Source organism: Enterobacter cloacae complex sp. 394F7 (genome assembly GCF_057320385.1).
Map to the genome: position 1 here is coordinate 329,427 of NZ_JBXWCS010000002.1, position 14,073 is coordinate 343,499.

13 protein-coding genes are annotated in these 14,073 nt (G+C 57.0%); 6 read left to right on the forward strand and 7 right to left on the reverse strand.

Annotated features, from left to right (window positions below; genetic code table 11):
* The first annotated feature begins 235 nt into the window (after nt 1-235).
* From AC2FAK_RS04030 to cmoB, 5 genes are read left to right on the forward strand one after another with little or no spacing between them, the layout of a single operon-like run.
* Nucleotides 236-802, forward strand: a complete 567-nt coding sequence (locus AC2FAK_RS04030; RefSeq protein ID WP_013096079.1) for a hydrolase — start codon at nt 236-238, stop codon at nt 800-802.
* Nucleotides 799-1,617: a DUF72 domain-containing protein gene (locus AC2FAK_RS04035; protein WP_095454554.1), complete on the forward strand. Its 819-nt coding sequence runs from the start codon at nt 799-801 to the stop codon at nt 1,615-1,617. The genes AC2FAK_RS04030 and AC2FAK_RS04035 overlap by 4 nt, the downstream gene beginning before the upstream one ends.
* Before the next feature lie 50 nt (nt 1,618-1,667).
* Nucleotides 1,668-2,063, forward strand: coding sequence for an MAPEG family protein (locus AC2FAK_RS04040; protein ID WP_013096077.1), 396 nt, complete (start codon nt 1,668-1,670; stop codon nt 2,061-2,063).
* 40 nt (nt 2,064-2,103) lie between these two features.
* Nucleotides 2,104-2,847: a carboxy-S-adenosyl-L-methionine synthase CmoA gene (gene cmoA / locus AC2FAK_RS04045; protein ID WP_095454555.1), complete on the forward strand. Its 744-nt coding sequence runs from the start codon at nt 2,104-2,106 to the stop codon at nt 2,845-2,847.
* Nucleotides 2,844-3,815, forward strand: a complete 972-nt coding sequence (cmoB, locus tag AC2FAK_RS04050) for a tRNA 5-methoxyuridine(34)/uridine 5-oxyacetic acid(34) synthase CmoB (RefSeq protein WP_095454556.1) — start codon at nt 2,844-2,846, stop codon at nt 3,813-3,815. Before cmoA ends, cmoB begins: the two co-directional genes overlap by 4 nt.
* A gap of 174 nt (nt 3,816-3,989) precedes the next feature.
* On the opposite strand, the gene cutC is transcribed toward cmoB, so the two are convergent.
* The gene (gene cutC, locus AC2FAK_RS04055) at nt 3,990-4,733 is read right to left on the reverse strand and encodes a copper homeostasis protein CutC (protein WP_095454557.1); all 744 of its coding nucleotides are present in this window, start codon (nt 4,731-4,733) and stop codon (nt 3,990-3,992) included.
* A gap of 78 nt (nt 4,734-4,811) precedes the next feature.
* Nucleotides 4,812-5,372, reverse strand: coding sequence for a VOC family protein (locus AC2FAK_RS04060; protein WP_095454558.1), 561 nt, complete (start codon nt 5,370-5,372; stop codon nt 4,812-4,814).
* A gap of 238 nt (nt 5,373-5,610) precedes the next feature.
* Here AC2FAK_RS04060 and argS point away from each other — a divergent pair, with 238 nt between their 5' ends.
* Nucleotides 5,611-7,344 carry an arginine--tRNA ligase gene (argS, locus tag AC2FAK_RS04065; protein WP_095454559.1) on the forward strand — a complete coding sequence of 578 codons (1,734 nt, stop codon included), beginning with the start codon at nt 5,611-5,613 and terminating at the stop codon, nt 7,342-7,344.
* A 39-nt stretch (nt 7,345-7,383) separates the two neighbouring features.
* Here argS and bglB read toward each other — a convergent pair whose 3' ends face one another.
* The 5 genes from bglB to flhB all read right to left on the reverse strand — a co-directional run bounded on the left by bglB (nt 7,384) and on the right by flhB (nt 13,983).
* Entirely contained in the window at nt 7,384-8,523 is a 1,140-nt protein-coding gene (gene bglB, locus AC2FAK_RS04070) for a beta-galactosidase BglB (RefSeq protein ID WP_095454603.1), read from the reverse strand.
* A 4-nt stretch (nt 8,524-8,527) separates the two neighbouring features.
* On the reverse strand, nt 8,528-10,111 hold the full coding sequence (locus AC2FAK_RS04075; RefSeq protein ID WP_029882320.1) for an MFS transporter: 1,584 nt from the start codon (nt 10,109-10,111) through the stop codon (nt 8,528-8,530).
* A gap of 260 nt (nt 10,112-10,371) precedes the next feature.
* A complete protein-coding gene (flhE, locus tag AC2FAK_RS04080; protein ID WP_095454560.1) occupies nt 10,372-10,764 on the reverse strand; it encodes a flagellar protein FlhE in 393 nt (130 codons plus the stop codon).
* Entirely contained in the window at nt 10,764-12,842 is a 2,079-nt protein-coding gene (gene flhA / locus AC2FAK_RS04085) for a flagellar biosynthesis protein FlhA (protein WP_020687642.1), read from the reverse strand. Before flhA ends, flhE begins: the two co-directional genes overlap by 1 nt.
* Nucleotides 12,835-13,983 carry a flagellar biosynthesis protein FlhB gene (gene flhB, locus AC2FAK_RS04090; RefSeq protein WP_013096066.1) on the reverse strand — a complete coding sequence of 383 codons (1,149 nt, stop codon included), beginning with the start codon at nt 13,981-13,983 and terminating at the stop codon, nt 12,835-12,837. Before flhB ends, flhA begins: the two co-directional genes overlap by 8 nt.
* Between the last annotated feature and the right edge of the window lie 90 nt (nt 13,984-14,073).

A 14,073-nucleotide genomic window follows, 5' to 3' on the forward strand; every position in this document is an offset into this window, starting at 1 on the left:
ATGTCGCCTGGTATGCAGGCTACTATGTCGCAGCTTTCTGTATGTCACAACTGGATGAAAAAAGGCGGCTATTATACTGGAAATTCCGCCGGACGATAAGAGCGAAGCACGGCCAGACGCACGTTTGCTGCGCTCTTATTGCGCATTCTCACAAAAATTAACAAAATTATCCGACCGATAACAGGCCATAACGTCGTAAGGTGTAACGGAAGCGATTCATTTAACTGGAGTTACCATGCTGACACTTGATGCCCGCAAAACCGCCCTGGTGGTGATTGATCTACAGGAAGGGATCCTTCCCTTTGCCGGTGGCCCGCACACCGCTGATGATGTCGTCAGCCGTGCCGCACGTCTGGCGGAAAAATGCCGCGCCAGCGGCGCACCGGTTGTCATGGTGCGCGTTGGCTGGTCGGCCGATTTTGCCGAAGCGTTAAAACAGCCGGTTGATGCCCAGGCACCCGCGCACGCCCTGCCGGACAACTGGTGGACGTATCCGGTCTCGCTCGGCAAACGCGACAGCGATATCGAAGTGACCAAACGCCAGTGGGGCGCCTTCTACGGCACCGACCTGGAGCTACAGCTGCGCCGCCGCGGTATCGACACCATTATCCTGTGCGGGATCTCCACCAACATTGGCGTGGAATCCACCGCCCGTAACGCCTGGGAGTTGGGCTTTAACCTGGTGATTGCCGAAGACGCATGTAGCGCGGCTTCTGCGGAACAACACCAGGGCAGCATGACCCATATTTTCCCGCGCATCGGTCGCGTGCGCAGCACGGATGAGATTTTAAGCGCGTTATGATGTATGTGGGCCTGCCCCAGTGGTCGCACCCGAAATGGGTGCGCCTTGGCATAACCAGCCTTGAAGAATACGCCCGGCACTTTAACTGCGTGGAGGGCAACACCACGCTGTATGCCCTTCCCCGGGCAGAGATTGTCGAGCGCTGGCGGGATCAAACCACGGATGATTTCCGCTTCTGCTTTAAATTTCCGGCAACCATCTCCCATAACGCCGCCCTGCGTAACTGCGGTGATTTAACCGAAGAGTTTTTTGGCCGAATGTCGCCACTGGCAAACCGTATCGGCCAGTACTGGCTGCAGCTTCCCGCCACCTTTGGTCCGCGCGATCTGCCCGCGCTTTGGCCATTCCTTGATGGCCTGCCCCGGGACTTTACCTACGGCGTTGAAGTGAGACATCCTGAATTTTTTGCCAAAGGCGAGGTGGAAAAAGCACTCAACCGGGGATTGCATGAGCGCTCAGTCAACCGCGTCATCCTTGACAGTCGTCCTGTTCACAGCGCCATTGCGCATAACGAAGCCATTATTGATGCCCAGCGCAAGAAGCCCAAAGTCCCGGTCCACGCTATCGTAACCGCGCACAATCCGATGGTCCGGTTTATCGGCAGCGACAATATGCAGCAAAATCAGGAGATGTTCGCCGTCTGGCTGCACACGTTAGCGAAATGGGAACTGACCACCACGCCGTATCTTTTTTTACATACGCCGGATATCGCCCAGGCCCCCGAACTGGTCGATACGCTCTGGCAGGCCCTGCAAACCGCGGTTCCGTCGCTCGGCAGCGCGCCGTCCATCCCACAACAATCTTCTCTTTTCTGAGATCACGCCATATCATAGAGACGCCATCTGCCAAAACACAGGGAGTTTGTATGGTCAGCGCGTTGTATGCGGTGCTAGGTGCATTACTGCTGATTAAATTTTCATTTGATGTTGTGCGACTCAGAATGCAGTACCGCGTCTCATACGGCGACGGGGGGTTTTCCGAACTGCAAAGCGCTATCCGTATCCACGGCAACGCGGTTGAGTACATTCCAGTGGCACTCATTTTGCTGCTGTTTATGGAGATGAATGGCGCCGAAACCTGGATGGTACACATTTGTGGCCTGCTGCTGATTGCGGGTCGGTTAATGCATTATTACGGCTTTCACCACCGCTTATTCCGCTGGCGTCGTTCCGGCATGAGCGCGACATGGTGCTCGCTTTTGCTGATGGTGCTGGCTAACCTTTGGTATATGCCGTGGGAGTTGGTTTTCTCCTTCCGTTAGCGCACAATACGCCACTTTATTTTTCCCGGATTTTTACGTTATGTCAGATCGCGACACGCTTTTTTCCGCGCCTATCGCCAGCCTGGGCGACTGGACCTTCGATGAACGGGTAGCCGAAGTCTTCCCGGATATGATCCAGCGCTCTGTTCCCGGTTATTCCAATATTATCTCCATGATCGGCATGCTGGCTGAGCGCTTCGTTCAACCCGGCACGCAGGTGTATGACCTGGGCTGCTCGCTCGGCGCGGCAACGTTGTCGGTACGTCGTAACGTTCATCACGAAGGCTGTAAAATCATTGCCGTCGATAACTCCCCGGCGATGGTTGAACGTTGCCGCCGTCATATTGATGCCTGGAAAGCGGCAACTCCGGTCGAGGTCGTTGAAGGCGACATTCGTGATATCGAAATCTGCAACGCCTCGATGGTCGTGCTGAATTTTACCCTGCAGTTCCTGGTGCCCGATGACCGCCAGCGGCTGCTGGACAAAATTTATCAGGGCCTTAACCCCGGTGGCGCGCTGGTGCTGTCTGAGAAATTCAGCTTTGAAGACGCGACCGTCGGCGAACTGCTGTTCAACATGCACCACGATTTCAAACGTGCAAACGGCTACAGCGAGCTGGAAATTAGCCAGAAACGCAGCATGCTGGAAAACGTGATGCTGACGGACTCCGTAGAAACCCATAAAGCGCGTCTGCGCCAGGCAGGCTTTGAGCATAGCGAACTATGGTTCCAGTGCTTTAACTTTGGCTCCCTGGTGGCGCTGAAAGCTGAGGACGCGGCATGATTGAGTTCGGTAACTTCTATCAGCTGATTGCAAAAAACCATCTCTCCCACTGGCTGGAGACCCTGCCTGCGCAGATTGCCACCTGGCAGCGCGATCAGCAGCATGGGCTGTTGAAGCAGTGGTCAAATGCGGTGGAGTTTCTGCCGGAGCTGACGCCTCACCGTCTGGATCTGCTGCACAGCGTCACGGCCGAAAGCGCAGAGCCGCTGCCCGCCGGGCAGATTAATCGCATCGAAACGCTGATGCGTAACCTGATGCCGTGGCGCAAAGGACCGTTTTCGCTCTACGGGGTGAATATCAATACTGAATGGCGCTCCGACTGGAAATGGGATCGTGTGCTACCGCACCTCTCCGACCTGACCGGGCGTACCATTCTGGACGTCGGCTGCGGTAGCGGTTACCACATGTGGCGCATGATTGGCGCGGGCGCGCATTTAGCCGTTGGCATCGACCCGATGCAGTTGTTCCTGTGCCAGTTCGAAGCCGTGCGTAAGCTGCTGGGTAACGACCAGCGCGCGCATTTGCTGCCGCTGGGCATTGAGCAACTGCCCGCGCTGAAAGCGTTTGATACCGTCTTCTCCATGGGCGTACTGTACCATCGTCGTTCCCCGCTGGAGCATTTATGGCAGCTGAAAGATCAGCTGGTCAGCGGCGGCGAACTGGTGCTGGAAACGCTGGTGGTCGAAGGCGATGAAAATACCGTTCTGGTTCCCGGCGATCGTTACGCGCAAATGCGCAACGTCTACTTCATTCCTTCCGCGCTGGCGCTGAAAAACTGGCTGGAGAAGTGCGGATTTGTGGATGTGCGCATCGCCGACGTCTGCGTAACCTCCATCGAGGAGCAACGCCGTACAGACTGGATGGTGACCGAGTCGCTGGAGCAGTTCCTCGACCCAACCGACCACAGCAAAACCATCGAAGGCTATCCGGCACCGATGCGTGCGGTGTTGATTGCCACGAAGCCGTAGCCTTTTAGCCGGGTGGCGGCTGCGCCTTACCCGGCCTACCTCACTTTTGTAGGCCCGGTAAGCGTAGCGCCACCGGGCACTGGAGAAAAAAAGGCCCCTGTGTAATTGGCAGGGGCCTGGTACAAGCAAGCATCATATTGGGCGACATGATGCGCGGTAAAAATCGGTACGTTGCTACACGTGATGACGTTCAATCAGCGATTTCATTTCCGCAACCGACTCTCCATCTACACCGTAGCGTGAGTACTCATCCGCTTCAGCATCCGTCGACATAGACAACCCTGTGTTGCGATAACGCATGGGCGACGGTATCCATTTCCCGGCAGAGCTGTGAAGCTCTTCCACCCCGGCGTTTAAAAACAGTTCCAGATTGCTGGCACGGACTCCCGCACCCGCCATTATTATTGGAACACCGGAATGTGCTTTTAGTTCCATAATTAATTGCAGTCCTTTTTCAGCCGACGACTGCTGGCCCGATGTCAGCACACGCGCCACGCCAAGTTCCGCAAGGGTATCAAAGGCTTGCAATGGGTTTTTACACATATCGAACGCGCGATGAAATGTTACCGCCATCCCCTTTGCGGCCGCCATGACCTGGCGCATCCGCGGTACATCGACGTTGCCTTCTTCATCGAGCAGCCCCGTCACCAGCCCCGGGAAACCCAGATCGCGAACAAGGGCGATATCGTCAAGCATGGCATTGAACTCGCCTGCCGTGTAACAAAAATCACCGCCCCGAGGACGAATGATAGGGTGTACCGGAACGGTGACAGCCTGACGGGCAGACTTCAACACACCGTACGAGGGCGTTAACCCCCCTTCTTTCGGTGCCGCGCACAGTTCAATGCGATCAGCCCCCCGCTGTTGCGCCGTCACGGCACACTCCACGCTGTAACAGCAAATCTCCAGCAGCGCCATCCACTCCTCCTTAAATTTCGCGTAATGCACCATCATGACACGCCGCTCCCGGTCGGTCTTCGCGTGTCGTCACAACGCTTACTCTTCGCTGGCAACAATCTGTTCTATCGTCCAGGGATGGAACTTCACCGTCACCTGTCCGTCAGTCACGGCCAGCGTCGGGTTCGGTAAACGCTCGCGCTCGCCTTTTGGTGAACTCGTTTTCACAAAGATACCCGGCTTGCTCAACCCCTCATCAGACAGCAGCGCCAGCGCGCGCGCATTCAGCTTTTCGGGCTCGCCTGGCAGCACGATTTCGATGTGCTCCCAGCCTTCATGCGGGTAACGTTTTTCTCCCGGCCACGGCAGTTCAACAACGCTAAACTGCCAGTGCGCTACGCAGACCGGCTCATGAAGTTTAAACAGACAGATAGGACGTCCGTTGATGGTGTTCTCAGAGAGCAGTTCCCCGCACTGTTCAAACCCGCGACGCCAGCGCTCGGCGGTGGCGTTCTGATGACAGCGCAAGGAGATGTGATCGGCCTCAAGCGGCGCAATGTCCAGACCAAGACGGGTGGCAAGTTCTGTGAACGCCTGGGTGAAGCGCGGTAAATCTGCGGAAATATCATGCAGTTCGTCAATGGATTGCCAGTTCGCCATAAGTCAGTCTCTTATTGTGTCGCAAAGCCGCTAATTTACTCTGTTGCCCCCTTTTGACCAACCGCGGAATGACGCTTTTTATCACTGCATGATTATGCATGCTTTCTTAGCCTGGATTCTGCGCAATCTTCGCCCCCCGCAATGCTGACGCCAGAAGGCATTTGCAGTATACTCCCGCCCTCATTCTTTAACTGGCGCGGGTGGCAGTCAGCCCGCATCAAAAACGTAAGGTATCCAGGTGAATATTCAGGCTCTTCTCTCAGAAAAAGTCAGTCAGGCACTGATTGCCGCAGGTGCGCCTGCGGATTGCGAACCGCAGGTTCGTCAGTCAGCGAAAGTACAGTTTGGCGACTATCAGGCTAATGGCGTGATGGCAGTGGCTAAAAAACTGGGCATGCCGCCGCGACAACTGGCTGAGCAGGTGCTGACTCATCTGGATCTCACCGGCATTGCCAGTAAAACCGAAATCGCTGGCCCGGGCTTTATCAACATTTTCCTTGAGCCGGCCTTCCTGGCAAGCCACGTTGACGCAGCGCTGAAATCTGACCGTCTGGGCGTAACCCAGCCAGAGCCACAGACCGTGGTGATTGACTACTCCGCGCCAAACGTCGCGAAAGAGATGCACGTTGGCCACCTGCGATCCACCATCATCGGTGACGCGGCAGTACGCACCCTTGAGTTCCTCGGTCACAAGGTGATCCGCGCGAACCACGTTGGTGACTGGGGTACCCAGTTCGGTATGCTGATTGCTTACCTGGAAAAACAGCAGCAGGAAAACGCGGGTGAAATGGCGCTGGCGGACCTGGAAGGGTTCTACCGTGAAGCCAAAAAACACTACGACGAAGATGAAGCCTTCGCCGAGCGCGCGCGTAGCTATGTGGTGAAACTGCAGGGCGGCGACCCGTACTTCCTGGAGATGTGGCGCAAGCTGGTGGACATCACCATGTCCCAGAATCAGCTCACCTATAACCGTCTGAACGTCACCCTGACCCGCGACGACGTGATGGGTGAAAGCCTCTATAACCCAATGCTGCCGGGCATTGTGGCCGACCTGAAGGCCAAACAGCTGGCGGTTGAGAGCGAAGGCGCAACGGTCGTATTCCTTGATGAGTACAAAAACAAGGAAGGCGAACCGATGGGCGTGATCATCCAGAAAAAGGATGGCGGCTACCTCTACACCACCACCGATATCGCCTGTGCGAAGTACCGTTACGAAACGCTGCATGCTGACCGCGTACTGTACTACATCGACTCCCGTCAGCACCAGCACCTGATGCAGGCGTGGACTATCGTGCGTAAAGCCGGTTATGTTCCCGATTGCGTGCCGCTGGAACACCACATGTTCGGCATGATGCTGGGTAAAGACGGCAAGCCGTTCAAAACCCGTGCGGGCGGTACGGTGAAGCTGTCCGACCTGCTGGATGAAGCGCTGGAACGCGCCCGTCGCCTGGTGGCAGAGAAGAACCCGGATATGCCGGCCGAGGAGCTGGAAAAACTGGCGAACGCCGTGGGTATCGGTGCGGTGAAATACGCGGATCTCTCCAAGAACCGTACCACCGACTATATCTTCGACTGGGACAACATGCTGGCGTTTGAAGGTAACACCGCGCCGTACATGCAGTATGCCTACACCCGCGTGCTCTCGGTGTTCCGTAAAGCGAATATCGATGAAAGCGTGCTGGCGAATGCGACCGTCACCATTACCGAAGATCGCGAAGCCCAGCTGGCGGCCCGTCTGCTGCAGTTTGAAGAGACGCTGTCCGTGGTTGCACGCGACGGTACGCCGCATGTGATGTGTGCTTACCTGTACGATCTGGCCGGTCTGTTCTCCGGCTTCTACGAGCACTGCCCTATTCTGTCTGCGGAAAATGAATCGGTCCGCAACAGCCGCCTGAAGCTGGCGCAGCTGACGGCGAAGACCCTGAAGCTGGGTCTGGATACCCTGGGTATCGAAACCGTAGAACGTATGTAATACAAAAAACCCGGCTATCATCGCCGGGTTTTTTTATGATCAGAAGTACTTCCGCAAATACTCCGTCAAACAGAGGATCGCCATTGCCTGACCGTACGGCATCGACGTCAGCGGGATCTGGCGGTAAAACTCCAGATCGCTCCCCATCCCGGTTCCGAACGACGTTTGCAGCAGCTCCCCTTCCGGCGAGATGTTTTTCACAATCCCTCTGATGGCTTTCTCCGCGACCTCAGCGTATTCCGCCGCCACATAGCGTTTACGCACGGCCTTAAGTATACCGTAGGCAAAGCCTGCCGTGGCCGACGCCTCCAGGTATGAGTCTGGGTCGTCGAGCAGCGTATGCCACAGGCCACTGTCGTCCTGACATGTCGCCAGCGCGGCAATCTGCGCATTGAGCACCTGCGTCAGATAACGGCGCACGGCGTTGTTTTCCGGCAGATCGACCAGTTCGAGGAAGTCCGGGATCACAATGGTGAGCCAGCTGTTGCCACGCGCCCAGCGGGCATGGGCAAAGTTATGGTTGCCGTCATAGTTCCAGCCGTGGAACCACAGCCCGGTCTCCCGGTCCATCAGGTTCTGCACGTGCAGCAGGAACTGGTACACTGCCTCCTCAACGTATTCCGGTTTGTTCAGCAGCTTGCCAATTTTGGCCAGCGGCAGGACCGTCATCATCAGCGTGTCATCCCACATCTGCTGCGCGTTCTCTTCCGCCAGGGTAATGTGCTGCATGCCGCCGTGTTCGGTACGCGGCATCTCATGCATCGCCCACTCCGCCCAGCTCTCCAGCCACGGCAGCCAGGCCGGATTTCGGGTCTCTTCGTAGCGGTACGCCAGCGTCAGGAACGGCGACATGGTATTTACGTTTTTGGTGGTTGCCCCTTCCGCAAAACGGTTCGCAAACCAGCTGTCGATAATGTCGCGCATCCCGTCGTCGCCGGTCTGGCAGTAGTACTGCCAGATACCGTACAACCCGACGCCGTGCGTCCACTCCCACCCTGCCCAGCCTTTGGTATCTATGACGCGCCCGTCGTCCAGCCGCAGCAAAAATTCACCCGTTTTGTCGTGGATATTGACCAGGTTATGCGTCACCTTCTGAATCAGCGATTTCAGCTCGTCCCTGGCGATAAAACGCTCTGGCTGACGCAGCAAGGGGCTATGTTTGACAGGCCAAACTTTCATCATCTTAACCTCTGTTGTATGTCGAATTCAGTACCGCACGTCCCTTCAGCGAAGGGGCCGCTGGTTTATTGCGATTGAGATAACCAATGTTGTTATTCCCCCACAAGGATTCGAACGGCATACCGGCCAGCATTTCCACGGTGGCGCGGGCGTGCGGGCTGGCCGCTTCAGGCATGGCGCGGCCCGATTCGCGCATTTTCGCGGTCTCTTCGCGCAGCGTGCTGTGGGTTTGTAGATTGAGCCTGAAGCGCAGGGAAACCAGGAAACCGCAGAACAGCACCAGAAGGGTTCCCACGCTCAAAATCAGCAGAATGGTGTGGCTGACTTCAGCAGGCTGGGTTTTCTGACCGCTGACAAAGCCGGACATCTGCATCACGATGCCCACCAGCATTACCGCACCGGCCTGAGACGCTTTTCGGGTCAACGTCATGATACCGGCGAAGATGCCCTCACGACGCTGGCCGGTGATCACCTCGTCCACGTCAGCAATGTAGGTATAGGTGTTCCACGGCACATAGTTGATACCGCCGCGACCAAGACCGGCAACCGCGGAGATAAGCAGCAGCAGAGCGTAAACGTCGCTCAGCCCGGCGTAATACAGCACGGCGTAAGAGAGAGAGGCCAGGCCAAACAGCACCACCACCATGCGGTAAGACGGTGCAGGCCCAAAGCGAATGCACAGCGGGATCATCCCAATCACGGCAAGAAACTGGAAGATGGCCATCGTGCCCAGCAGGTTTGACGCCATTGACGCCTCCTGCATCAGCACAAACACCACGTAATAGGTAAAGACGGCGTTGAAGACGTCCTGCGCAATGTAGCCGCCGAGGTACATGCCCAGGTGCTGACGGAAAATCTTGATGCGCAGCGTCGAGCTTAACTCCACAAACAGGCGATTCAGGCTCTGGCCCAGGGTCAGTTTTTTCTTCTCTTCTTCCGCGCGCAGGGCCGCTTCGGACCACTCCTCGCGCGGGCGCTCCCAGGTGAAGAACCAGACAAAGGTCAGCATCAGCGCGCACAGCACCGAGAAGACCAGGCTTGCGTAGAAGAAAGAGATCGCGTTGTCTTTACCAAAGTGGGTCAGCAGGATCCCCGGCAGGAACGAAGCCAGGATAGCGGACATCTGCGCCATCGAAATACGCGCACCGGAGAATTTCGTTTTCTGTTTAAAGTCATCGGTCATCTCCGGGACCAGCGTTTCATACGGCACCAGAATCATGGTGTAGACGATATCGAAGACCAGATAGGTCAGCAGGTAGTACCAGAAATTCATCTCCCCAACCCACATCAGGGAGTAGCTGAAGACGCAGGGAATGCCGAGCAGAATAAAGAATTTGCGGCGGCCAAAGCGTTTGCCCAGCCAGGTGGTGCCAAAGTTATCGGTTAAAAAGCCCATCAGCGGGCTGACCACCGCGTCCAGCACCCTTGCAGCAGCAAAAATAAAGGTCGCTTCAATCGGTGTGAGTCCACAGAAGGTCGTATAAAAATACAAAAGCCAGGCCGCCGTCAGCGCGGTCGTTCCCGCGCCGAGGAAATCCCCTGCCCCGTATGCAAGATAGTTTGCGAGTCCAATTTTTCGTGTTTTCATTGCCGTCAACCCTAATCAGTTTTAGGAGACCCCCTGTAAGCAAACCTCGTCCGGGAGTTTTTACACGGCTACAGTAGAATTAACGCACTGTGGAAACCTTTCTGTTTCTGCCATCACACCGCAAAGGCTGGCAAAAATGCAAAGAGTGTCATTACGTGCATCACTGATTTATAAAACAGCGTTTCTATTACTTCAAAAGGCGAGGTCATTTTTGCGAGCCCGCTATCATAATCGCTGATAACGGGCGTTGAGGCAGGCAACTAGCGGTAGTTAACGATAACGGAATTACTCTGCACCTTGAGCGCCGGGATCAACCGCCCGCCGCCCGGCACTTCCCAGATAAAGCGTAAAGGTTCTACAGCAGGTACACCGTTAAACGCCTGGGTAGTGCCGCTCTCTGCGTCGATTTCCGTGCAACGGCTCTGGGAGCACAGACGCACCTGTAGCCCGGCAGGCGTCGGGCCAATCAGCGAATAGTTCCACACCACCAGGCTCATCTGACCGGACACCGGTTCAGTAGGCGCCAGCGGGCGCGACGACATCGCCACGCCACGGTTGCTGAGGGTCACGCCGATGCTGCTGGCCTGCCAGGTCCCTTCGCCCGCGGCCTGCGCCACCAGCGGGAAGAGTAATAGCCCTAACCACTTACGCATTATTTACCTCCAATCGTCGCCGTCATACGAATATGGCGATTATCAGACAGCTCCAGATTCGACAGCACCACCAGCTGGTTCAGGCTACGACGCAGGAAGCGTGACAGCAGCGGACGCAGCGCATGGTTTACCAGTAGCACCGGCGGTGCCCCCAGCATCTCCTGACGCGCCAGCGCCTCCTGTGTTTGCGCCAGCAGACGGTCCGCCAGACCCGGCTCCAGCCCGCCACCGCCCTGCAGGGCCTGCAGCAGCAGACGTTCCAGCGGCGTATCCAGGCCAATCACCTGCACTTCACCGGTGCCCGGGAACCACTGCTGGGTGATCGCGCGGCCCAGCGCCACGCGCACCACCGCCGTCAGCTCATGCGGATCGCTTTGCAGCGGCGCGTGCTCGGCGAGGGTTTCCAGAATGGTGCGCATATCGCGGATCGGCACTTTTTCATCAAGCAGGTTTTGCAGCACCTTATGCAGCGTGGTCAACGTCAGCACGCCCGGTACCAGATCCTCCGTCAGCTTCGGCATCTCCTGGCTCACGCGGTCAAGCAACTGCTGTGCTTCCTGACGGCCAAACAGCTCTGCTGAGAACTGTCCAATCAGGTGGTTAAGATGGGTAGCCACCACGGTACTGGCCTCCACCACGGTATACCCCTGAATTTGCGCCTGCTCTTTGAGCGCGCTTTCAATCCAGATAGCGGCCAGACCAAACGCGGGATCGATGGTCTGTTCACCCGGCAGCGTACCGGCGGCTGTGCCCGGGTTAATCGCCAGCCAGCGGCCTGGATACGCATCACCGCTGCCAATCTCAACCCCTTTCATCAGAATACGGTAGCGGGCAGGCGGAAGATCCATGTTGTCGCGGATGTGCACAACCGGCGGCAGGAAGCCCATATCCTGGGCGAATTTTTTCCGGATACTGCGGATGCGGCCAAGCAGTTCGCCATCCTGCTGGAAATCGACCATCGGGATCAGACGGTAACCCACTTCCATCCCCAGCGAATCTTCCAGCTGAACGTCGTTCCAGGTGGCTTCCACGGCCTGCGTGTTCTCCGGCATTTTTACCGGTACAGGTTCTGCCGCGGGTTTCATTTCACGGCCACGCATCCACCAGGCAAGGCCCAGCAGTGCTGCCGTGAACAGCAGGAAAACCAGGTTCGGCATGCCCGGCACCAGGCCGAGCAGACCCAGCACCGCCGCCGCCAGCAGCATGACGCGCGGGTTGCTGAACAGCTGGCCAACCATCTGCTCGCCAACGTCCTGATCGGTACTGACGCGGGTAACGATAACGCCCGCAGCGGTAGAAATGACCAGCGCCGGGATCTGGGCAACCAGACCGTCACCAATGGTCAGCAGCGTATAGCTTTCAGCCGCCTGGCCCATGCCCATGCCATGCTGCAGCACCCCAACAAGCAGGCCACCCACCACGTTAATCACCATGATGAGAATGCCCGCGATGGCGTCACCGCGCACAAACTTACTTGCACCGTCCATTGAGCCGTAGAAGTCCGCTTCCTGGGTCACTTCCGCACGGCGTTTTTTCGCTTCATCTTCCGCGATAAGCCCGGCGTTAAGGTCGGCGTCGATCGCCATCTGCTTACCCGGCATCCCGTCCAGCACAAAGCGCGCACCCACTTCCGCAATACGCCCTGCACCTTTGGTGATAACCATAAAGTTGATGATAACGAGGATGACAAACACCACGATGCCGATGGCAAAGTTACCGCCCACGAGGAAGTGGCCAAAGGCCTCAACCACTTTACCCGCGGCTGCCGCGCCGGTGTGGCCTTCCATCAGGATGATACGCGTGGACGCCACGTTCAGCGCCAGTCGTAACAGGGTGGTAAACAGCAGGATGGTCGGAAACGCCGCAAACTCAAGGGTACGCTGGGTGAACATCGCCACCAGCAACACCATGATGGACAACGCAATGTTGAAAGTGAAAAGCAGGTCGAGGATGAATGCCGGCAGCGGCAATACCATCATCGACAGGATTAGCAGGATGAGGATCGGCCCGGCAAGGATTTGCCATTGGGTCGATTTCAGGTTGCCGGGCAGGCGCAACATTGCCACCAGATTAGCCATCAGTGTCCTTCTCGTTCATAAAATCCAGCGCAGCAGGCACCGGAAGGTTCTCAGGTTTGACAGGTCGTTGACCGCCAGCCAGACGCCAGCGTTTCAACTGCCATACCCAGGCCAGCACTTCCGCCACGGCGGCGTAGAGTTGTCCTGGGATCTGTTGTCCAATTTCCGCGTGGCGGTACAACGCACGCGCCAGCGGCGGCGCTTCCAGTATTGGCACCCGGTTTTCCGTGCCAATCTCGCGGATGCGCAGGGCGATTAAGCCCGCCCCCTTCGCCACCACTTTCGGCGCGCTCATTTTGTTTTCGTCGTACTGCAGCGCAACGGAATAGTGGGTTGGGTTGGTGACAATAACGTCGGCTTTCGGCACATCTTCCATCATCCGTCGACGGGCGGCGGCGCGCTGCATCTGGCGGATACGCCCTTTCACGTGCGGGTCACCTTCCATCTGCTTATATTCGTCACGGATATCCTGACGGGACATGCGCAGTTTTTTGAAGTGGCTGTACAGCTGGAAGATGACGTCGAACCCCACCATCGGAATAATGCTGAGGACCACCAGCAGCGCACAGAGTCCGACCAGATTCAGCGCATTGCTCATCGCGGTCAAAGGCGACTCGCTGATAAGCCGCATCATTTCCGGCCAGTTGTGCCAGAGGTAAAACCCCGCGGCACTGCCCATCAGCGCCGCTTTGAGGATGGCTTTAAGCAGTTCTGCCCCGGTCTGCGCGGAGAACATTTTCGCGATGCCGGACAGCGGGTTCAGTTTGGAAAATTTTGGTTGCAGCGATTTGGTGCTAAAGACCAGACCACCAAGCATCACCGGCGAGATCAGCGCGACCAGCACCACCCCGGTAATCAGGGGCAGCAGTGCGACCATGGCCCCTTTAATAAGCTGAATAATCTGGCTGAGGATAAGGTTTGGGTCGTTGACCATACTGTGGTCGAAACGTAATCCGGCAGAGAGCATCCCCGCCAGTTTTCGGGCGAGCGACTCCCCACCCCACCAGATGATGCACACACCCACAATAAGGATCAGCAGGGATGTCAGCTCTCGGGATCGGGGGATCTGCCCTTCCTCACGCGCTTTTTCAAGTCGGTGGGGTGTGGGGGCTTCTGTTTTGTCGTCGTTCTCTTCTGCCACAGTGCATGCTCAGCCCATTACGTCACAGGTATCATGCCAGCGCAGAGGAAATCCAATGGCGGGAAAAGCCCGTTTATTCGGGCTCTTTTC